Here is a 19,383-nt window from a genome sequence, read left to right as displayed (position 1 = left end):
AAAGATCGCTGAGCCATAAACAAAGGTTATGGACTTGCCATGCGCCTTCGCCATATCGAGATTTTCCAGGCCATCCGCCAGACCGGCTCGGTCAGCGGTGCCGCACAGTTGCTGCACGTTTCCCAACCTGCCGTGACCAAGGTTCTGCAGCACGCCGAGCAGCAACTGGGCTTTCCGTTGTTCCTGCGGGTGCGCGGCAAGCTGCAGCCCACACCCGAGGCGCTGGAGCTGGAGCGTGAGGTCGACAAGGTCACGGAGAGCCTGCAAGGGGTGCGACGCCTGGCGCAAAGCCTGCGTCGCGCGCCAGGCCACAGCCTGCGGATCGGTGCGACCCCGGCACTGGCCCTGTCGCTGCTGCCGCCGGCCATTCATGAATGGACCCAGCGGTACCCGGAAATCGCCTGCGAGCTGTCCAGCGCCCACAGTCGCGAACTGGTGCAGAACCTGTTGATGCGGGAGATCGACGTCGCCCTGACCCTGCAACCGCCAGATCACCCTGCGCTCAAGGCTCAGGCACTGGCCAGCGGGGTGTTGGTAGCGTTGGCGCCGGCAGGTTATTGGCCACAGGAAGATGAAGGCAAGCCGCTGTCGTTGATGGCATTGGCCGATGCGCCCTTGATCGGGCTGTCCAGCGCCGACCCGCTGTCGGTGCGCCTCGACAGCTACCTCAAGGCTGTGGAGCCGCCGCCACGGGTGAGCATTGCGGTGCAGACCTATTCACTGGCCAGGGCGATGGTCGAATCCGGTGCTGGGCTGGCCGTCATCGACCCCTTCACCGCCCTTGGCGCGGCGCCTGGGGTGACCGCTATTCGTCCGCTGGCCCCGGCGTTGCCGATCACCTTGTATGCGGTGACCCGCGTTGCCGAACCGTCAGCGCATACACTGAGCGAGCTGCTGACGATTTTCAGCAGCCGTGCCCAGGGGCAGCTGGATCGCTGGCGCTGATTGCAGATATGCCCGGAAAGCGCATCAATGTCAGCCCGGACTCTCATGGAACTGCACATAACTAATTGAATTAGCAGGGACATTGTGGGAGCGGGCGTGCCCGCGAACACCGGCGGAGCCGGTGCCATACACCGCGTTGGGCGTTTCGCGGGCTCGCCCGCTCCCACAAGGGAATATGACACGCTCTCGAACATTGTTCCCTGTGCGACAGCGCAGCCCAGATCGCAGGCGAAAAAAAACCGACCATAAGGTCGGTTTTTTTCGGATCTTGGTGCCCCGAGGGAGACTCGAACTCCCACTCCTTTCGAAAACGGATTTTGAATCCGCCGCGTCTACCAATTCCGCCATCAGGGCATGTGGCGCGCAGTATAGAGAGCCGCCGCTGGTCGGTCAATCGGCTTTCATGGTCAATTTTCACACATTGGGCTAAACTTCCCGGCCCTGCCGAACCGAACATTATCATGCGCGTCGCCGATTTTTCCTTCGAACTCCCCGATTCCCTGATCGCCCGCCACCCGTTGGCCGAGCGCCATGGCAGCCGTCTGCTGGTGCTCGATGGGCCAACCGGCGCGCTGGCGCACCGGCAATTCCCCGACCTGCTCGAGTACCTGCGCCCGGGTGACCTGATGGTGTTCAACAACACCCGGGTGATTCCGGCGCGCCTGTTCGGCCAGAAAGCTTCCGGCGGCAAGCTGGAAGTGCTGGTCGAGCGCGTCCTCGACAGCCACCGGGTGCTGGCGCATGTCCGTGCCAGCAAGGCGCCGAAGGAAGGCGCGGTGATCCTCATCGATGGCGGCGGCGAGGCCGAAATGGTCGCGCGCCATGACACGCTGTTCGAGCTGCGCTTCACCGAAGAAGTGCTGCCACTGCTCGACCGCGTCGGCCACATGCCGCTGCCGCCGTACATCGACCGCCCCGACGAGGGCGCTGACCGTGAGCGCTACCAGACCGTGTATGCCAAACGTGCCGGTGCGGTCGCCGCGCCCACCGCAGGCCTGCACTTCGACGAAGCGCTGCTGGAAAAGATCGCCGCCAAGGGCGTCGAGCGGGCTTTCGTCACCTTGCACGTGGGCGCGGGCACCTTCCAGCCGGTGCGGGTCGACAAGATCGAAGACCACCACATGCATAAAGAGTGGCTCGAAGTGGGCCAGGATGTGGTCGATGCCATCGAGGCCTGCCGCGCCCGTGGCGGCCGGGTGGTTGCGGTCGGCACCACCAGCGTGCGTTCGCTGGAGAGCGCCGCGCGCGATGGCGTGCTCAAGGCCTTCAGCGGCGACACCGACATCTTCATCTACCCGGGCCGGCCGTTCCATGTGGTCGACGCGCTGGTCACCAATTTCCACCTGCCGGAGTCCACGCTGCTGATGCTGGTCTCGGCCTTCGCCGGCTACCCCGAGACCATGGCCGCCTACGCGGCGGCGGTCGAGCAGGGGTACCGCTTCTTCAGTTACGGTGATGCCATGTTCATCACCCGCAATCCGGCGCCACGCGGGCCCGAGGATCAAGCATGAGTCGCACCTGTCGAATGTCCTTCGAACTGCTGGCCACCGACGGCAAGGCCCGTCGTGGCCGCATCACCTTCCCACGGGGCACCGTGGAAACCCCGGCGTTCATGCCGGTGGGCACCTATGGTACGGTCAAGGGCATGCTGCCGCGCGACATCGAGGCCATCGGCGCCGAGATGATCCTGGGCAACACCTTCCACCTGTGGCTGCGTCCGGGCACCGAGGTGATCAAGAAGCACAACGGCCTGCACGACTTCATGCAGTGGAAAGGCCCGATCCTCACCGACTCCGGTGGCTTCCAGGTGTTCAGCCTGGGCGCCATGCGCAAGATCAAGGAGGAGGGCGTGACCTTCGCCTCGCCGGTTGATGGCGCCAAGGTGTTCATGGGCCCGGAAGAGTCGATGCAGGTGCAGCGTGACCTGGGCTCGGACGTGGTGATGATCTTCGACGAGTGCACCCCGTACCCGGCGGAGCACGACGTGGCGCGCGCGTCCATGGAGCTGTCGCTGCGCTGGGCCCAGCGCTCGAAGAACGCCCACGCCGACAACACCGCGGCGCTGTTCGGTATCGTCCAGGGCGGCATGTACCAGGACCTGCGCATGCGCTCGCTGGAGGGCCTGGAAAACATCGGCTTCGACGGCCTGGCCATCGGCGGCCTGTCGGTGGGCGAACCCAAGCATGAAATGATCAAGGTGCTGGATTATCTGCCAGGCCAGATGCCTGCTGACAAACCTCGTTACCTTATGGGGGTAGGCAAACCGGAAGATCTCGTTGAGGGTGTGCGCCGCGGCGTCGACATGTTCGACTGCGTGATGCCGACGCGTAACGCGCGCAACGGTCATCTGTTCGTCGATACAGGGGTGATCAAGATCCGCAATGCGTTCCATCGCCACGATGATTCGCCGCTGGATCCGACCTGTGACTGCTACACCTGCACCAACTTCTCCCGCGCCTATCTCCATCACCTGGACAAGTGCGGCGAAATGCTGAGCAGCATGCTGAATACCATCCACAACTTGCGCCATTACCAGCGCTTGATGGCCGGTTTACGCGAGGCTATTCAACAGGGTAAATTGGCCGCCTTTGTCGACGCCTTCTACGCCAAGCGCGGGCTTCCTGTGCCGCCTTTGGACTGACTGTCCGCATCCATTATTAGAAAATTACATTAGGAGTGCCCAATGAGCTTCTTGATCCCCGCCGCATACGCGGACGCCGCAGCACCTGCCGCCGGCCCAGCCGGTACCGGCTTCGAGTGGATTTTCCTGGTCGGTTTCCTGGTCATCTTCTACCTGATGATCTGGCGCCCGCAGGCCAAGCGTGCAAAAGAGCAGAAGAACCTGCTGAGCAACTTGCAGAAGGGTGACGAAGTTGTCACCAACGGCGGCATCGCCGGCAAGATCGTCAAGGTTTCCGATGATTTCGTGGTACTGGAAGTTTCCGACAACGTCGAGCTGAAGTTCCAGAAGGGTGCCATCGCGGCCACCCTGCCAAAAGGTACGCTCAAGGCTATCTGAGTTACCGGTTTCATTTTTCCAGTCGGGGCGCGCAAAGCGCCCCGCGTCTTGAACGGGCGGCGTGATGCTGAACAAATACCCTCTGTGGAAATACGCACTGATCGTGCTGGTACTGGCGATCGGTTTTATTTATTCCGCTCCCAACCTCTACCCGGATGATCCGGCGGTACAGATCAGTGGTGCCAGTTCGGCGCTGCAGGTGAACCAGGCTGACCTCGACCGCGTCAGCAAGGCGCTGGGCGATGCCAAGATCGCTGTGAAGGGCGCTAGCCTGGGTGAGAAGGGCAGCGGGCTGATCCGCCTGACCAATCAGGAAGACCAGCTGCCAGCCAAGGATGTAGTGCGCAAGGCACTGGGCGATGATTACGTCGTGGCCCTGAACCTGGCCCAGACTACCCCGCAATGGCTGCGCAACCTGGGCGCAAGCCCGATGAAGCTGGGCCTGGACCTGTCCGGTGGTGTGCACTTCCTGCTGGAAGTGGACATGGACAAGGCCATGAACGCCCGCATGAAAGTCTACGAAGGCGAGGTCAAGACCTTGCTGCGCAAAGAGCGCATCCGCTACCGCAGCCTGCCTCAGCAGGATGGCGGTATCATGCTGGGCTTCGCTGACGATGCTACCCGCGAACAGGCCCGTGCCCTGATCCGCAAGAATTTCAACGACTTCGACCTGACCACCACCGAGCGCAACGAGCTCGCCGTGCTGCGTCTGGCGCTGACCCAGGCGAAAGTCGCCGAGATCCGCGAATACTCGATCAAGCAGAACCTCACTACCGTCCGCAACCGGGTCAACGAGCTGGGCGTGGCCGAGCCGCTGGTACAGCGCCAGGGCGCCAACCGCATCGTGGTCGAGCTGCCAGGCGTGCAGGACACTGCCGAAGCCAAGCGTATCCTGGGTAAAACCGCCAACCTGGAGTTCCGTTTCGGTGCAGAGCCGGGCGCGTCCAAGGCCACTACCGAGGTGTTCGAGTTCCGTGAAGGCGGCCGTTCCGCCGCGGTCGAGCGCGGCCTGATCATCACCGGTGACCAGGTAACCGACGCCCAGGCCAGCTTCGACGAGCAAGGTCGCCCGCAGGTGAACATCCGCCTCGATGGCCACGGTGGCGAGCTGATGACTCGCGCTACCCGCAGCAACGTCGGTCGCAGCATGGCGGTGATCTTCATCGAGCAGAAGCCGGTCACCCGCTACGTCAAGCAGACCGTCGACGGCGTCGAGAAGGACGTTGCCGTACAGAGCTTCCAGGAAGAGAAGAAGATCATCAGCCTGGCGACCATCCAGTCGCCGCTGGGCAGCCAGTTCCGCATCACCGGCCTGAACGGCCAGGGCGAATCGTCCGAACTGGCCCTGCTGCTGCGTGCCGGTGGCCTGGCTGCGCCAATGTACTTTGCTGAAGAACGCACCATCGGCCCAAGCCTGGGTGCTGACAACATCACCAAGGGTATTGATGCGTCGCTGTGGGGCATGCTGTTCGTCTCGCTGTTCATCATCGCCATCTACCGCGCCTTCGGTGTGATCGCCACCATTGCCCTTGCAGGCAACATGGTCCTGCTGCTGGCGCTGATGTCGCTGCTGGGCGCAACTCTGACCCTTCCGGGTATTGCCGGTATCGTGTTGACCATGGGTATGGCGGTGGACGCCAACGTGCTGATCTTCTCGCGTATCCGCGAAGAGCTGAACGCTGGCATGTCGGTGCAGCGCGCCATTCACGAAGGCTTCAATCGCGCCTATACCGCGATCATCGACGCCAACCTGACCAGCCTGCTGGTCGGCGGCATCCTGTTCGCCATGGGTACCGGCCCGGTCAAAGGCTTTGCGGTCACCATGTCCCTCGGGATTTTCACCTCGATGTTCACCGCCGTCATGGTGACCCGTGCAATGGTCAACCTGACCTGCGGCGGGCGTGACATCAAGAAGCTGTGGGTTTGAGGGAGCTGCGATGAAAACCATCAACTTCATGGGCGTGCGCAATGCCGCGTTCGCCGTTACCGTGCTCCTCACCGTGCTGGCGCTGTTCAGCTGGTGGCAGAAGGGCCTTAACTTCGGCCTGGACTTCACCGGCGGTACGCTGATCGAGCTGACCTACGAGCGCCCGGCCGATCTCAAGGCGGTGCGTGCCGAGCTGGTCAATTCCGGCTTCAACGAGGCGGTGGTGCAGAGCTTCGGCGCCACCACCGACCTGCTGGTGCGCATGCCGGGCGATGACCCGCAGCTGGGCAACAAGGTTGCCGAGGCCCTGCAGAAGGCTGGCGGCGACAACCCGGCCAAGGTCAAGCGTGTCGAGTTCGTTGGCCCGCAGGTGGGTGAAGAGCTGCGTGACCAGGGCGGCATGGGTATGCTCCTGGCCTTGGGCGGCATCCTCATCTACCTGGCATTCCGCTTCCAGTGGAAGTTCGCCGTGGGTGCGATCGTCTCGCTGATCCACGACGTGGTGGTGACCCTGGGTATCCTGTCGTTCTTCCAGATCACCTTCGACCTGACGGTACTGGCGGCGGTGCTGGCGATCATTGGCTACTCGCTGAACGACACCATCGTCGTGTTTGACCGGGTGCGCGAAAACTTCCGCGTCATGCGCAAGGCCTCGCTGATCGAGAACATCAACGTTTCCACTACCCAGACCCTGCTGCGTACCATCGCCACTTCGGTTTCCACCTTGTTGGCCATTGCCGCGCTGCTGTTCTTCGGTGGCGACAACCTGTTCGGCTTCTCGCTGGCCCTGTTCATCGGCGTCATGGCCGGTACCTATTCGTCGATCTATATCGCCAACGTGGTGCTGATCTGGCTGAACCTGAGCAGTGAAGACCTGATCCCGCCGGCCAAGACCGACGGTGTGGACGACCGTCCGTAAGGCGTGCTCTACGCCGTTTGGCGGCCCAAAAGGCGTGAGTGTTGAACTCGCGCCTTTTTTTTTACTCCAAGGCTGGGAGAAGGCGGGTCGGACCCGCGGGTTATGATCAGGAGGTTCATGTGAACAAATCAATGCTTGTGGGTGCGGTACTGGGTGCTGTCGGTGTGACTGCCGGAGGTGCTGTCGCGACCTACAGCTTGGTCAACAAGGGGCCTGAATATGCACAGGTCACCGACGTGCAACCGATCAAACAACAGGTAAAAACCCCCCGTGAGGTCTGCAAGGACGTCGCCGTGACGCGGCAGGCGCCGGTCAAGGACCAGCACCAGATCGCCGGTACCGTGGTGGGCGCCATTGCCGGTGGCCTGCTGGGTAACCAGATCGGTGGTGGTAGCGGCAAGAAGATCGCCACCGTGGCCGGTGCGGTCGGTGGTGGTTATGCCGGTAACAAGGTGCAGGAGGGCATGCAGGAGCGTGACACCTACACTACCACGCAAACCCGCTGCAATACGGTCAACGACATCAGCGAGAAAGTGGTGGGCTACAACGTGAAGTACACCATTGGCGACAAGGTGGGGCAGGTGAAGATGGATCACGAGCCCGGGTCGACCATTCCGCTGGACAAGAATGGCAAGCTGATCCTGAGCGAAGCCGGGCAGTAATTTGAGTTGCCTGTACCGGCCTCTTCGCGGGTGAACCCGCTCCCACAGTGATCGCACAACCCTGTGGGAGCGGGTTCACCCGCGAAGAGGGCGGCACAGGCAATGCAAAACTGTCAGGCACAAAAAAAGCACCCCTAGGGGTGCTTTTTTGTTTGCCGGCAATCCGCGCTTAGCGCTTCATGTTCTCTGGCAGGTGCGGCTGGATAGCAGTCAGCACGGCCTTGAAGCACTTGATGTTGCCCGCAACGATATGGCCCTTGTCGAGGAAGTCATGGCCACCGTTGAAGTCGCTCACCAGTCCGCCCGCTTCCTGGATCAGCAGAACGCCGGCTGCCATGTCCCATTCGGACAGGCCCGACTCCCAGAAGGCGTCGAAACGGCCGGCGGCCACATAGGCCAGGTCCAGGCTGGCGGAGCCCGCGCGGCGGATGCCAGCGGTCTGGCCAGTCAGGGCGCGGAACATGCCCAGATAGTTGTCCAGGTCAGCCATCTGGCTGTCACGGAACGGGAAGCCGGTGCCCAGCAGGGCGCCTTCCAGGCTGGTGCGCGAGCTGACACGCAGGCGGCGGCCGTTGAGCTGGGCGCCACGGCCACGGCTGGCGGTGAATTCTTCCTGGCGAACCGGGTCGACGATCACGGCGTGCTCAAGGCGGCCACGGTATTTGCAGGCGATGCTGACCGCGAAGTGCGGGATACCACGCAGGAAGTTGGTGGTGCCATCCAGCGGGTCGATGATCCACAGGTAATCCTTGCCTTCTTCGCCGCTACCCGCGTGCAGGCCGGTTTCCTCGCCCTGGATGGAGTGGTTCGGGTAGGCCTTGCGCAGGGCGTTGACGATGCTCTGCTCGGCGGCGCGATCGACTTCGGAGACGTAATCCTTGGCCTCTTTCTCATCGACCTTGATGCTATCCAGGCGTTCGATGGAGCGGAAAATCAGTTCACTGGCGCTGCGAGCGGCGCGCAGGGCGATATTCAGCATAGGCTGCATGGGCGGGTCACCTGGAGATGTTAAAGAAGAAAGCCGATCATTCTAGCAGAAAACTTTGGCGGCAGAAGTGTCACATTTGCTTTCGTGGCGTTACGTCTGTCGGTTCTGTAAGATCGAAGGCCCTGATTCCTGCATCTGTGAGCACAACACCTTGCTGCAAAATATTCGTGTTGTTCTGGTCAATACCAGCCACCCCGGCAACATCGGCGGCGCTGCACGTGCCATGAAAAACATGGGCTTGTCGCGTCTGGTGCTGGTGCAGCCGAAAGAATTCCCCGCCGTGGATGCCAGTGCCCGAGCCTCGGGTGCCGACGATGTGCTGGACAACGCCCAGGTGGTCGACAGCCTCGAGCAGGCGCTGGTCGGCTGTAACCTGGTGATGGGCACCAGCGCTCGTGAGCGGAGCATCCCCTGGCCGCTGATCGGCCCGCGCGAGTGCGGTGCCAAGGCGGTGGAGCACGCCAACGGTGGCGAGGAAATCGCCCTGGTGTTCGGGCGTGAACACGCCGGCCTGACCAACGAAGAACTGCAGCGATGTCACTTCCACGTGCACATTCCCTCCAACCCCGACTTCAGCTCGTTGAACCTGGCCGCCGCTGTCCAGGTGCTCTCCTACGAGGTGCGCATGGCCTGGCTTGCCGCTGGTGCGGTGCCGGGCAAGGTCGAGAAGGTTGACGCCAGCGAGCTGGCGACCATGGACGAAATGGAGCTGTTCTACGACCACCTGGAAAAGACCCTGGTCGGTATCGGCTTTCTCGACCCCGAAAAGCCCAAGCACCTGATGCCGCGCCTGCGCCGGCTGTATGGGCGGGTGGCGGTCGAACGTTCGGAAATGAGCATTTTGCGCGGCATCCTCACCGAGACCCAGAAAGTGGTCCGGGGCGAGCCGCATAAACGGAAGGACTGACAGATGTTCGAACGCCTGCGTGAAGATATTCAAAGCGTATTCCACCGTGACCCTGCTGCGCGCAACGCCTTCGAGGTGCTGACCTGCTACCCGGGCATGCACGCCATCTGGCTGCATCGGCTGGGCAATGCCCTCTGGAAGCGTGATTTCAAGTGGCTGGCCCGCCTGGTGTCCAACTTCGGTCGCTGGCTGACCGGTATCGAGATCCACCCCGGCGCCACCATCGGCCGGCGCTTCTTCATCGACCACGGCATGGGCATCGTAATCGGCGAAACCGCCGAAATCGGCGACGATGTCACCCTTTACCAGGGCGTGACCCTGGGTGGTACCAGCTGGAACAAAGGCAAGCGCCACCCCACCCTGGAAAACGGCGTGGTGGTAGGGGCGGGGGCTAAGGTGCTGGGCCCGTTCACCGTCGGTGCCGGAGCCAAGATCGGTTCCAATGCGGTGGTGACCAAGGCAGTGCCAGCTGGCGCCACTGCGGTCGGCATCCCGGGGCGAATCATCGTCAAGAGCGAAGACAATGAGGTCGAGGCCAAGCGCAAGGCCATGGCCGAGAAGATCGGTTTCGACGCCTATGGTGTCAGTGGCGACATGCCCGACCCGGTGGCTCGTGCCATCGGCCAGATGCTCGACCACCTGCAGGCAGTCGACGAGCGGCTGGAGGGCATGTGCGGCGCCCTGACCAAGATGGGCAGCGATTACTGCGCCAAGGAACTGCCAGCCCTGCCGGAAGATGACTTCACGGAAGTTGCCCAGGTGGCTCAGCGCGACACTCAATCGCATTGATTGCGCCGCGCTGAAATCACGGTGACATACGGGGCGTGTGCTCACGCCCCCTGTCTGCTACAATCGCGCCCGCCTCCCTGATGCAAACCCGACTAAAGCACTAGGTCTAATAGTTGACTTAAATGCTCGGGAATCGCATACTCGCTCACATCCTGTAACTCCCGTGGTACCCAATAGCCATGCGACTGACTACCAAAGGCCGATACGCCGTGACCGCCATGCTCGACCTGGCGTTGCACGCGCAGCATGGGCCGGTGTCTTTGGCCGACATTTCCGAGCGCCAGGGCATTTCCCTCTCTTATCTGGAACAGCTGTTCGCCAAGCTGCGCCGCAGCAGCCTGGTCTCCAGCGTGCGTGGTCCAGGCGGTGGCTACCAGCTGTCGCGAGGCATGGAAACCATCCAGGTGGCCCAGGTCATCGACGCGGTCAACGAATCGGTCGATGCCACCCGTTGCCAGGGCCTCGGGGACTGCCATGCCGGTGACACCTGCCTGACCCACCACCTGTGGTGCGACCTCAGCCAGCAGATCCATGAATTCCTCAGCGGTATAAGCCTGGCCGACCTCGTCATGCGCCGTGAGGTGCAGGAAGTCGCCCAGCGCCAGGACCTGCGTCGTGTCGCAGGCCGAACCGCCCAGCTGGACAAGATTGAGACGTCCGCCGTCGATTGATCCCACCGGGACGACGAGCGACGCCACCGCCTGATAGGAGAGACAAATGAAGTTGCCGATCTACCTCGATTACTCCGCGACCACCCCGGTCGATCCACGCGTGGCCCAGAAGATGGCCGACTGCCTGCTGGTCGACGGGAACTTCGGTAACCCGGCTTCGCGCTCCCACGTCTTTGGCTGGAAAGCCGAGGAAGCGGTCGAGAACGGTCGTCGCCAGGTTGCCGAGCTGATCAACGCCGATCCGCGCGAAATCGTCTGGACCAGTGGTGCCACCGAGTCCGACAACCTCGCACTCAAGGGCGTCGCGCACTTCTATCAGACCAAGGGCAAGCACATCATCACCTCCAAGATCGAGCACAAGGCGGTCCTGGATACCGCTCGCCAGCTGGAGCGTGAAGGTTTCGAAGTCACCTACCTAGAGCCAGGCGAAGACGGCATCGTCACTCCGGCCATGGTCGAGGCGGCGCTGCGCGACGACACCATCCTGGTATCGCTGATGCACGTGAACAACGAAGTCGGCTCGATCAACGATATCGCCGCCATCGGTGAACTGACCCGCTCGCGAGGCGTGCTGTTCCACGTTGACGCCGCGCAGTCGGCCGGCAAGGTCGAAATCGACCTGCAGAAGCTGAAGGTCGACCTGATGTCGTTCTCGGCGCACAAAGTCTATGGCCCGAAAGGCATCGGCGCGCTGTACGTCAGCCGCAAGCCGCGTGTACGCCTGGAAGCCATCATTCACGGCGGTGGCCATGAACGCGGCATGCGTTCGGGCACCCTGCCGACCCACCAGATCGTCGGCATGGGCGAAGCCTTCGCTATCGCCAAGCAGGAAATGGCCGCAGAAAACGTGCGCATCAAGGCCCTGAGCGACCGCTTCTTCAAGCAGGTTTCGGACCTCGAAGAGCTTTACGTCAACGGCAGCAAGACTGCCCGCGTACCACACAACCTGAACCTGAGCTTCAACTACGTCGAAGGCGAATCGCTGCTGATGTCTCTGAAGGACATCGCCGTATCGTCCGGTTCGGCCTGCACCTCCGCGTCGCTCGAGCCGTCCTACGTACTGCGCGCCCTGGGCCGCAACGACGAGCTGGCGCACAGCTCGATCCGCTTCTCTTTCGGCCGCTTCACCACCGAAGAAGAAGTCGACTACGCCGCGCAGAAAGTCTGCGAGGCCGTCAACAAACTGCGTGAGCTGTCGCCGCTGTGGGACATGTACAAAGACGGCGTTGACATCTCCAAGATCGAGTGGGCCGCCCACTAAGCAGTCGCCGGCAAGAGCGGCTCCCTGATGAGGAAGGAATTGCACCATGGCATACAGTGAAAAGGTCATCGACCACTACGAAAACCCGCGCAACGTCGGCAAGATGAACGCCGAAGACCCGGACGTCGGTACCGGCATGGTCGGCGCCCCGGCCTGCGGTGATGTGATGCGCCTGCAAATCAAGGTCAACGAGCAGGGCGTGATCGAAGACGCCAAGTTCAAGACCTACGGCTGCGGTTCGGCCATCGCTTCCAGCTCCCTCGCCACCGAGTGGATGAAGGGCAAGACCCTGGACGAAGCCGAGACCATCAAGAACACCCAGCTGGCCGAAGAACTGGCGTTGCCGCCGGTCAAGATCCACTGCTCGGTACTCGCCGAAGATGCCATCAAGGCAGCCGTACGCGATTACAAGCAGAAGAAAGGCTTGATCTAAGTCGCCTGTTGCGAGGTAAGGAGTCCTGATGGCTATCAGCATGACAGAAGCCGCCGCCAACCACGTGCGGCGTTCCCTGGAAGGGCGCGGCAAGGGCGAAGGCATTCGCCTGGGCGTGCGCACCACCGGTTGCTCGGGCCTGGCCTACGTGCTGGAGTTCGTCGACGAGCTGGCGGACGAAGACCAGGTGTTCGAGAACCATGGCGTCAAGGTGATCATCGATCCCAAGAGCCTGGTCTACCTCGATGGCACCGAACTGGACTTCGTCAAGGAAGGGTTGAATGAAGGCTTCAAGTTCAACAACCCCAACGTGCGCGGTGAGTGTGGCTGCGGCGAAAGCTTCAACGTTTGAGGCTGGCTGTGGGTACTCCTTGTCATTTCGCATTGTTTGACCTCCAGCCAAGTTTCCGCCTGGATCTCGACAAGCTGGCCACTCGCTATCGCGAGCTGGCCCGCGAAGTCCATCCCGACCGCTTTGCCGACGCTTCCGAGCGCGAGCAGCGCGTGGCGCTGGAAAAGTCCGCGGCCCTCAACGACGCCTACCAGACACTGCGCAGTGCGCCGCGTCGCGCCCGCTACCTGCTGGCCATCGGCGGCCACGAAGTGCCTCAGGAGGTCACGGTCCACGACCCTGACTTCCTGTTGCAGCAGATGCAATGGCGTGAAGAGCTCGAAGAACTGCAGGACGAAGCCGACCTCGATGGCGTGGCTGTGTTCAAGAAGCGCCTGAAAGCCGCTCAGGACACGCTGAACGAGGACTTCGCCGCCTGCTGGGACGCCCCTGGCGAGCGTGACAAGGCCGAGCGCCTGATGCGCCGCATGCAGTTCCTCGACAAGCTCGCTCAAGAAGTGCGCCAACTGGAAGAGCGCCTCGACGATTAACCCGGTGCTGCCCGTGATGGCACCTAAGGTATTCAGATAAGCATGGCCCTACTGCAGATTGCCGAACCCGGTCAAAGCCCTCAGCCGCATCAGCGCCGCCTGGCGGTGGGGATCGACCTGGGTACCACCAACTCCCTGGTCGCCGCACTGCGCAGCGGCCGTAGCGAGCCCCTGCCCGACGCACAGGGCAACGTCATTCTGCCGTCCGCGGTGCGCTACCTCGAAGGGCGCAGCGAAGTGGGGCAGGCTGCGCGGGATGCCGCTTCCAGCGACCCGCTGAACACAGTGCTGTCGGTCAAGCGCCTGATGGGGCGCGGCCTGGCCGACGTCAAGCAACTGGGCGAGCAGCTGCCGTACCGCTTCGTTGGCGGTGAGTCGCACATGCCGTTCATCGACACAGTACAGGGGCCTAAAAGCCCGGTGGAAGTGTCCGCCGACATCCTCAAGGTGCTGCGCGAGCGTGCCGAAGCCACCCTGGGTGGTGAACTCGTCGGTGCCGTGATCACCGTGCCGGCCTATTTCGACGATGCCCAGCGCCAGGCCACCAAGGACGCTGCGCGCCTGGCCGGCCTGAACGTGCTGCGCCTGCTCAACGAGCCGACCGCCGCAGCCGTGGCCTATGGCCTGGACCAGAATGCCGAAGGCGTGGTGGCCATCTATGACCTGGGCGGCGGTACCTTCGACATTTCCATCCTGCGCCTGACTGCCGGCGTATTCGAAGTGCTGGCCACCGGTGGCGATACCGCCCTGGGTGGTGACGACTTCGACCACGCCATTGCTGGCTGGATCATCGAGCAGGCCGGGCTGTCGTCCGACCTGGACCCGGCCACCCAGCGCGCGTTGTTGCAGACTGCCTGCGCTGCCAAGGAAGCCCTGACCGACGCCGATGTGGTCAGCGTCAGCCATGGCACCTGGCAGGGCGAGCTGAGCCGCGCCGGCTTCGAAGCCATGATCGAGCCCATGGTTGCCCGCAGCCTCAAGGCCTGCCGCCGCGCCGTGCGTGACAGCGGTATCGAGCTGGAAGAAGTCAGCGCCGTGGTCATGGTCGGTGGCTCGACCCGCGTACCGCGTGTGCGTGAAGCTGTCGGCGCACTGTTCGGCCGCACTCCGCTGACCTCGATCGACCCCGACCAGGTGGTGGCCATCGGTGCCGCCATCCAGGCCGATACCTTGGCCGGCAACCGCCGCGAAGGTGGCGAACTGCTGCTGTTGGATGTCATCCCGCTGTCGCTTGGCCTCGAGACCATGGGCGGGCTGATGGAGAAGGTGATCCCGCGCAACACCACCATCCCGGTGGCGCGTGCTCAGGAGTTCACCACTTACAAAGATGGCCAGTCGGCCATGATGATCCACGTGCTGCAGGGCGAGCGCGAGCTGATCAGCGACTGCCGCTCGCTGGCGCGCTTCGAGCTGCGTGGCATCCCGGCCATGGTCGCCGGAGCGGCGAAAATCCGCGTCACCTTCCAGGTCGACGCCGACGGCCTGCTCAGCGTCGCCGCCCGCGAGCTGGGCTCGGGCGTGGAAGCCAGCATTCAGGTCAAGCCATCCTACGGCCTGACCGACGGCGAAATCGCCCGCATGCTCAAGGATTCCTTCGAACACGCAGGTTCCGACAAGCAGGCCCGCCAGCTGCGCGAGCACCAGGTGGACGGCGAGCGCCTGCTCGAAGCGGTACAGGGCGCCCTGGACGCCGACGGTGAGCGCCTGCTCAGCAGTGACGAGCGCGACGCCATCGAATTCCAGATGCAAGAACTACGTGATTTGCTGGCCGGCACCGATGGCGCAGCCATCGAGCAACAGACCAAGCGTCTGTCGCAGGTGACCGACGCATTTGCCGCCCGTCGCCTTGATTCGACGGTCAAAGCCGCACTGGCCGGGCGCAACCTGAATGAGATCGAGGAGTAACCGATGCCGCTGGTGACATTCCTGCCGCATGAGAAGTTCTGCCCCGAAGGGCTGACCGTGGAAGTCGAGACCGGGACCAACATCCTGGAGCTGGCCCACGACCATCACATCGAGATGGAAAGCGCCTGCGGCGGCGTCAAGGCCTGCACCACTTGCCACTGCATCGTGCGCAAGGGCTTCGACTCGCTCGAAGAAGCCGACGAACTGGAAGAGGACATGCTGGACAAGGCCTGGGGCCTGGAGGCTCAATCGCGCCTCGGCTGCCAGGTGGTCGTCGCTGACCAGGATCTGGTCATCGAGATCCCCAAGTATTCGCTCAACCACGCCGCCGAAGCGCCGCACTGAGGTTTGCCCCATGAGCCTGAAATGGATTGATGTACTTGAGATCGCCATCCAGCTTGCAGAAAGCAAGCCGGAAGTCGATCCTCGTTATGTGAATTTCGTCGATCTGCACCGCTGGGTGCTGGCGTTGCCAGAATTCAGCGACGATCCGTCACGCGGCGGTGAGAAAGTGCTCGAGGCCATCCAGGCGGCCTGGATCGAAGAAGCCGACTGAACGCGTCCTGCAGGTTAGGCAATCCCCTGGAACCCGCGTATAATTCGCGGGTTTAATTTTTCGCAACACTCATTTTTCTGGAGTTTTCCATGGCTGTTCAACGTACTTTCTCCATCATCAAGCCTGACGCCGTTGCCAAGAACGTCATCGGCGAGATCACCACTCGTTTCGAGAAAGCCGGCCTGCGCGTCGTCGCTTCGAAAATGAAGCAACTGTCCAAAGCCGAAGCCGAAGGCTTCTACGCCGAGCACAAAGAGCGCGGCTTCTTCGCTGACCTGGTTGCCTTCATGACTTCCGGCCCGGTCATCGTTCAGGTTCTGGAAGGCGAAAACGCCGTTCTGGCCAACCGCGAGCTGATGGGCGCCACCAACCCGAAAGAAGCTGCTGCCGGCACCATCCGTGCTGACTTCGCCGTTTCCATCGACGAAAACGCTGTTCACGGTTCCGACTCGGAAGCTTCGGCTGCCCGCGAAATCGCTTACTTCTTCTCCGCTACCGAGCTGTGCGACCGCATTCGCTAAGCGAAGCAGGTCTTGGGTGATTCCATGAGTGACATGACTGGCAAGATCAACCTGTTGGGCCTGACCCTGCAGGAAATGGAAAAATTCTTCGAGTCGATCGGAGAGAAGCGTTTTCGTGCCGGTCAGGTCATGAAATGGATTCACCACTTTGGCGTCGACGATTTCGCCGCCATGACCAATGTCGGCAAGGCCTTGCGCGAAAAGCTCGAGGCCGTTGCCGAGATTCGGGGCCCGGAAGTGGTCAGTGAAGACATTTCCGCCGACGGTACCCGCAAGTGGGTGGTCCGCGTTGCCTCCGGCAGCTGCGTCGAGACCGTCTACATCCCCACCGACGATCGCGGCACCCTGTGCGTGTCGTCGCAAGCCGGCTGTGCCCTGGACTGCAGCTTCTGCTCCACCGGCAAGCAAGGCTTCAACAGCAACCTCACCGCCGCCGAAGTGATCGGCCAGGTGTGGCTTGCCAACAAATCCTTCGGGACCGTTCCGGCCAAGATCGACCGCGCCATTACCAACGTGGTCATGATGGGCATGGGCGAACCCCTGCTGAATTTCGACAATGTCATCGCCGCCATGAAGATCATGATGGAAGATCTGGGCTATGGCATTTCCAAGCGTCGCGTCACACTGTCCACCTCGGGCGTGGTGCCGATGATCGACGAGCTGGCCAAGCACATCGACGTGTCGCTGGCCCTGTCGCTGCACGCACCGAACGACGAACTGCGCAACAAGCTGGTACCGATCAACAAGAAGTACCCGCTGAAGATGTTGCTGGAATCGTGCATGGGCTACATGTCCACCCTGGGTGGCAAGCGCGTGCTCACCATCGAGTACACCCTGCTCAAGGACGTAAACGACCAGCCTGAGCATGCTGCGCAAATGATCGAGCTGCTGCGCGACGTACCATGCAAGATCAACCTGATCCCGTTCAACCCGTTCCCGCACTCCGGCTACGAGCGGCCAAGCAACAACGCCATCCGCCGTTTCCAGGACCTGTTGCACCACGGTGGCTTCAACGTCACTACCCGCACCACCCGTGGTGATGACATCGACGCTGCCTGTGGTCAGCTGGTCGGCCAGGTCAACGACCGCACCCGCCGCAGCGAGCGCTACATCGCTGTGCGCCAGCTGTCCGCGGACGCCGAGCTGCAAGACAGCCCCGCCAGCCACTGACCGGGACCTTGCCCATGAGCCTGCGCGCCGCGCTGTCGATCCTTGCGCTTTCGCTGCTGGCCGGCTGCGTGTCGGGCGGTGCGGGCGACCCCCTGGCCAGCCGCCAGGGCAGGGCAGAGGCGGGGCGGGCCTATGTGCAGCTTGGGCTGGGTTATTTGCAACAGGGTTTGACCGAGCAGGCCAAGGCGCCGCTGGGCAAGGCCCTGGCCCTGGATGGCGGAGATGCCGACGCGCACGCCGCCCTGGCGCTGGTCTTCCAGGCCGAAGGCGAGCCGGCGCTGGCCGAAGCTCACTTTCGCAAGGCGCTGCACGCACGCGCGGGCGACACGCGAATTCGCAACAATTACGGCAGTTTCCTTTATGCTCAGGGGCGATTTGCCGAGGCCGAGCAGATGTTTCGCCTTGCCAGCGCCGATACCCTGTATCCTGAGCGCTCACGCGTGTACGAGAACCTGGGCCTGACCGCTCTGAAGCTCGAGCGCCGCGACCAGGCCCATGCGTATCTGCTGAAAGCTTTGCAACTCAACCAGCGGCAGCCGAAAGCCTTGCTGGAAATGGCTGAGTTGTCCTACGAAAACAGGCATTATGTGCCGGCCCGGGAATACTACGATCGTTTCAGCCAGTTGAGCGACCACGATGCCCGTAGCCTGCTGCTGGGCAGTCGCCTTGCCAGGGTATTCGACGAGCAGGGCACACTGGCCGAGCTGGGCCAGCAATTACAACGACTTTATCCCGGTACGCCGGAATATCAGCAATACCTGTCGGAGCAACGATGAAAGCCGCGCATCCCGAAGTAGCAGTAGCGCCTGGCCAGAACCCCGGTGAGCTTTTGCGTCAGGCCCGTGAGAACCGGGACTGGTCACAAGCCGAGGTGGCCCGCAAGCTCAACCTCACTGTCAGTTCGTTGAACCACGTGGAAACCGGCGCCTTCGACAAGCTGCCGGGGCATACCTTCGCCCGTGGTTATATCCGCGCCTATGCCAAGCTGATGGACCTGGACCAGGCTGCCCTGGTGGAGGCCTTCGACCGTTACACCGGCACCCACGCCAAAGGCAGCGACGTGCACTCGCTGGGCCGTATCGAAGAGCCGGTGCGGCTGTCTCACAATATCCTGCGCGGCGTCAGCCTGCTGCTGCTGGTAGCCGTGGTCGGTGGCGGCTTCGTCTGGTGGCAGGACCAGGGCAGCCTGCGTGGCAAGGACCTGGCCAAGATCGCCCTGGAGCACGTCGAAGTCGAAAGCGCCGACGGTACCACCCAGATTCACCCGCTCGATGAGCCTGAAGACCAGGCTGTCTCCGCTGGGCAGCAGCCCGAGAGCGCGCCGCTGCCGCTGGAGCAGGGCGCTGCCGAGCAGCCTGCCGCCGCCGAACAGGCACCGGCAAGCCCGGCACCTGCTGCTACCGCTGCCGCGGTGCCAAATCCAGCCCAGCAGGCGCCTGTGCCACCGGTCGCCAGCGCCCCTGCTGCAGCGCCTGCGCCGGTAGCACCGGTTGCCCCGGCTCCGGCCCCGGCGGCTGTTGCACCTGCTACGCCCGTAGCGGCCGTGGCCGCTGCCGAGCCTGTTGCCCCTGCCGTGGTGCCGACTGGCAGCGCCAAGGTCGCCATCCAGTTCGTCGCCGATTGCTGGACCCAGGTCACCGACGGCAACGGCAAGGTGCTGTTCAGCGCCATCAAGCGCAAGGGGGACAACCTCGAGCTGACCGGCAAGCCGCCGTTCTCGGTACGCCTGGGCTTTGCCCGTGGCGCCCAGGTCAGCTACAACGGCCAGGCCGTCGATGTTGCCCCGTTCACCAGTGGCGAGACAGCTCGCCTGAAGTTGGGACAGTAA

The 19,383-nt window shown here is 62.7% G+C and carries 22 protein-coding genes and 1 tRNA gene; 21 read left to right on the top strand and 2 right to left on the bottom strand.

What is annotated here, in order from left to right; all coding sequences use genetic code 11:
* Positions 1-39: 39 nt before the first annotated feature.
* Positions 40-945: a LysR family transcriptional regulator gene (locus tag CAF92_RS10560; protein WP_085600671.1), complete on the top strand. Its 906-nt coding sequence runs from the start codon at positions 40-42 to the stop codon at positions 943-945.
* A 269-nt stretch (positions 946-1,214) separates the two neighbouring features.
* On the opposite strand, the gene CAF92_RS10555 is transcribed toward CAF92_RS10560, so the two are convergent.
* Positions 1,215-1,299 (bottom strand) — tRNA-Leu (locus CAF92_RS10555).
* Positions 1,300-1,406: 107 nt separating this feature from the next.
* Here CAF92_RS10555 and queA point away from each other — a divergent pair.
* The 6 genes from queA to CAF92_RS10525 all read left to right on the top strand — a co-directional run bounded on the left by queA (position 1,407) and on the right by CAF92_RS10525 (position 7,472).
* On the top strand, positions 1,407-2,456 hold the full coding sequence (gene queA, locus CAF92_RS10550) for a tRNA preQ1(34) S-adenosylmethionine ribosyltransferase-isomerase QueA (RefSeq protein ID WP_085600669.1): 1,050 nt from the start codon (positions 1,407-1,409) through the stop codon (positions 2,454-2,456).
* A 14-nt stretch (positions 2,457-2,470) separates the two neighbouring features.
* Positions 2,471-3,586, top strand: a complete 1,116-nt coding sequence (gene tgt / locus CAF92_RS10545; RefSeq protein ID WP_013971009.1) for a tRNA guanosine(34) transglycosylase Tgt — start codon at positions 2,471-2,473, stop codon at positions 3,584-3,586.
* Positions 3,587-3,628: 42 nt separating this feature from the next.
* Positions 3,629-3,964 carry a preprotein translocase subunit YajC gene (gene yajC / locus CAF92_RS10540; protein ID WP_003259111.1) on the top strand — a complete coding sequence of 112 codons (336 nt, stop codon included), beginning with the start codon at positions 3,629-3,631 and terminating at the stop codon, positions 3,962-3,964.
* A 64-nt stretch (positions 3,965-4,028) separates the two neighbouring features.
* Positions 4,029-5,891 carry a protein translocase subunit SecD gene (secD, locus tag CAF92_RS10535; protein WP_046615815.1) on the top strand — a complete coding sequence of 621 codons (1,863 nt, stop codon included), beginning with the start codon at positions 4,029-4,031 and terminating at the stop codon, positions 5,889-5,891.
* 10 nt (positions 5,892-5,901) lie between these two features.
* Positions 5,902-6,810, top strand: a complete 909-nt coding sequence (gene secF, locus CAF92_RS10530; RefSeq protein WP_085600667.1) for a protein translocase subunit SecF — start codon at positions 5,902-5,904, stop codon at positions 6,808-6,810.
* Positions 6,811-6,929: 119 nt separating this feature from the next.
* On the top strand, positions 6,930-7,472 hold the full coding sequence (locus CAF92_RS10525) for a glycine zipper 2TM domain-containing protein (RefSeq protein ID WP_013971012.1): 543 nt from the start codon (positions 6,930-6,932) through the stop codon (positions 7,470-7,472).
* Positions 7,473-7,641: 169 nt separating this feature from the next.
* On the opposite strand, the gene suhB is transcribed toward CAF92_RS10525, so the two are convergent.
* A complete protein-coding gene (gene suhB, locus CAF92_RS10520; protein WP_025337769.1) occupies positions 7,642-8,460 on the bottom strand; it encodes an inositol-phosphate phosphatase in 819 nt (272 codons plus the stop codon).
* Between the two features lie 151 nt (positions 8,461-8,611).
* Here suhB and trmJ point away from each other — a divergent pair, with 151 nt between their 5' ends.
* The 14 genes from trmJ (at position 8,612) to CAF92_RS10450 (ending at position 19,383) form a co-directional block, all read left to right on the top strand.
* Entirely contained in the window at positions 8,612-9,367 is a 756-nt protein-coding gene (gene trmJ / locus CAF92_RS10515; RefSeq protein ID WP_015269011.1) for a tRNA (cytosine(32)/uridine(32)-2'-O)-methyltransferase TrmJ, read from the top strand.
* 3 nt (positions 9,368-9,370) lie between these two features.
* Entirely contained in the window at positions 9,371-10,156 is a 786-nt protein-coding gene (cysE, locus tag CAF92_RS10510; protein WP_046615813.1) for a serine O-acetyltransferase, read from the top strand.
* Between the two features lie 179 nt (positions 10,157-10,335).
* The gene (gene iscR, locus CAF92_RS10505) at positions 10,336-10,827 is read left to right on the top strand and encodes a Fe-S cluster assembly transcriptional regulator IscR (RefSeq protein ID WP_008092572.1); all 492 of its coding nucleotides are present in this window, start codon (positions 10,336-10,338) and stop codon (positions 10,825-10,827) included.
* Positions 10,828-10,873: 46 nt separating this feature from the next.
* The gene (locus tag CAF92_RS10500; protein WP_013971017.1) at positions 10,874-12,088 is read left to right on the top strand and encodes an IscS subfamily cysteine desulfurase; all 1,215 of its coding nucleotides are present in this window, start codon (positions 10,874-10,876) and stop codon (positions 12,086-12,088) included.
* Positions 12,089-12,134: 46 nt separating this feature from the next.
* Positions 12,135-12,521, top strand: a complete 387-nt coding sequence (gene iscU / locus CAF92_RS10495) for a Fe-S cluster assembly scaffold IscU (RefSeq protein ID WP_003248539.1) — start codon at positions 12,135-12,137, stop codon at positions 12,519-12,521.
* Positions 12,522-12,549: 28 nt separating this feature from the next.
* Positions 12,550-12,873, top strand: a complete 324-nt coding sequence (gene iscA / locus CAF92_RS10490) for an iron-sulfur cluster assembly protein IscA (protein ID WP_003257854.1) — start codon at positions 12,550-12,552, stop codon at positions 12,871-12,873.
* A gap of 8 nt (positions 12,874-12,881) precedes the next feature.
* Positions 12,882-13,403 (top strand): co-chaperone HscB, encoded by a 522-nt coding sequence (gene hscB, locus CAF92_RS10485; RefSeq protein ID WP_046615812.1) that lies wholly within the window; start codon positions 12,882-12,884, stop codon positions 13,401-13,403.
* 42 nt (positions 13,404-13,445) lie between these two features.
* Entirely contained in the window at positions 13,446-15,308 is a 1,863-nt protein-coding gene (gene hscA, locus CAF92_RS10480; protein ID WP_046615811.1) for a Fe-S protein assembly chaperone HscA, read from the top strand.
* A 3-nt stretch (positions 15,309-15,311) separates the two neighbouring features.
* Entirely contained in the window at positions 15,312-15,653 is a 342-nt protein-coding gene (fdx, locus tag CAF92_RS10475) for an ISC system 2Fe-2S type ferredoxin (protein WP_013971020.1), read from the top strand.
* A gap of 10 nt (positions 15,654-15,663) precedes the next feature.
* Complete coding sequence (iscX, locus tag CAF92_RS10470; RefSeq protein WP_003257859.1) at positions 15,664-15,864, top strand: Fe-S cluster assembly protein IscX; 201 nt, start codon at positions 15,664-15,666, stop codon at positions 15,862-15,864.
* Between the two features lie 89 nt (positions 15,865-15,953).
* Positions 15,954-16,385, top strand: a complete 432-nt coding sequence (gene ndk, locus CAF92_RS10465; RefSeq protein WP_023382208.1) for a nucleoside-diphosphate kinase — start codon at positions 15,954-15,956, stop codon at positions 16,383-16,385.
* Between the two features lie 24 nt (positions 16,386-16,409).
* Positions 16,410-17,555 carry a 23S rRNA (adenine(2503)-C(2))-methyltransferase RlmN gene (gene rlmN, locus CAF92_RS10460; protein WP_046615810.1) on the top strand — a complete coding sequence of 382 codons (1,146 nt, stop codon included), beginning with the start codon at positions 16,410-16,412 and terminating at the stop codon, positions 17,553-17,555.
* Between the two features lie 14 nt (positions 17,556-17,569).
* Positions 17,570-18,331 carry a type IV pilus biogenesis/stability protein PilW gene (gene pilW, locus CAF92_RS10455; protein ID WP_085600665.1) on the top strand — a complete coding sequence of 254 codons (762 nt, stop codon included), beginning with the start codon at positions 17,570-17,572 and terminating at the stop codon, positions 18,329-18,331.
* A complete protein-coding gene (locus CAF92_RS10450; protein WP_085600663.1) occupies positions 18,328-19,383 on the top strand; it encodes a RodZ domain-containing protein in 1,056 nt (351 codons plus the stop codon). The genes pilW and CAF92_RS10450 overlap by 4 nt, the downstream gene beginning before the upstream one ends.

This window comes from Pseudomonas sp. B10(2017), from assembly GCF_002113295.1.
GTDB classification, from domain to species: Bacteria; Pseudomonadota; Gammaproteobacteria; order Pseudomonadales; family Pseudomonadaceae; genus Aquipseudomonas; species Aquipseudomonas pudica.
Note: the sequence above shows the minus strand (reverse complement) of the source record. Positions and strands in the feature narration are given on the sequence as shown.

Bases quoted from the DNA above. Each gene is read 5' to 3' on its own strand.
- ndk (WP_023382208.1), top strand. From the start codon at position 15,954: ATGGCTGTTCAACGTACTTTCTCCATCATCAAGCCTGACGCCGTTGCC.
- iscX (WP_003257859.1), top strand. From the start codon at position 15,664: ATGAGCCTGAAATGGATTGATGTACTTGAGATCGCCATCCAGCTTGCA.
- suhB (WP_025337769.1), bottom strand. From the start codon at position 8,460: ATGCAGCCTATGCTGAATATCGCCCTGCGCGCCGCTCGCAGCGCCAGT.
- CAF92_RS10500 (WP_013971017.1), top strand. From the start codon at position 10,874: ATGAAGTTGCCGATCTACCTCGATTACTCCGCGACCACCCCGGTCGAT.
- hscA (WP_046615811.1), top strand. From the start codon at position 13,446: ATGGCCCTACTGCAGATTGCCGAACCCGGTCAAAGCCCTCAGCCGCAT.
- tgt (WP_013971009.1), top strand. From the start codon at position 2,471: ATGTCCTTCGAACTGCTGGCCACCGACGGCAAGGCCCGTCGTGGCCGC.
- secF (WP_085600667.1), top strand. From the start codon at position 5,902: ATGAAAACCATCAACTTCATGGGCGTGCGCAATGCCGCGTTCGCCGTT.
- iscU (WP_003248539.1), top strand. From the start codon at position 12,135: ATGGCATACAGTGAAAAGGTCATCGACCACTACGAAAACCCGCGCAAC.
- CAF92_RS10450 (WP_085600663.1), top strand. From the start codon at position 18,328: ATGAAAGCCGCGCATCCCGAAGTAGCAGTAGCGCCTGGCCAGAACCCC.
- rlmN (WP_046615810.1), top strand. From the start codon at position 16,410: ATGAGTGACATGACTGGCAAGATCAACCTGTTGGGCCTGACCCTGCAG.
- yajC (WP_003259111.1), top strand. From the start codon at position 3,629: ATGAGCTTCTTGATCCCCGCCGCATACGCGGACGCCGCAGCACCTGCC.
- cysE (WP_046615813.1), top strand. From the start codon at position 9,371: ATGTTCGAACGCCTGCGTGAAGATATTCAAAGCGTATTCCACCGTGAC.
- CAF92_RS10560 (WP_085600671.1), top strand. From the start codon at position 40: ATGCGCCTTCGCCATATCGAGATTTTCCAGGCCATCCGCCAGACCGGC.
- pilW (WP_085600665.1), top strand. From the start codon at position 17,570: ATGAGCCTGCGCGCCGCGCTGTCGATCCTTGCGCTTTCGCTGCTGGCC.
- iscR (WP_008092572.1), top strand. From the start codon at position 10,336: ATGCGACTGACTACCAAAGGCCGATACGCCGTGACCGCCATGCTCGAC.
- iscA (WP_003257854.1), top strand. From the start codon at position 12,550: ATGGCTATCAGCATGACAGAAGCCGCCGCCAACCACGTGCGGCGTTCC.
- queA (WP_085600669.1), top strand. From the start codon at position 1,407: ATGCGCGTCGCCGATTTTTCCTTCGAACTCCCCGATTCCCTGATCGCC.
- secD (WP_046615815.1), top strand. From the start codon at position 4,029: ATGCTGAACAAATACCCTCTGTGGAAATACGCACTGATCGTGCTGGTA.
- fdx (WP_013971020.1), top strand. From the start codon at position 15,312: ATGCCGCTGGTGACATTCCTGCCGCATGAGAAGTTCTGCCCCGAAGGG.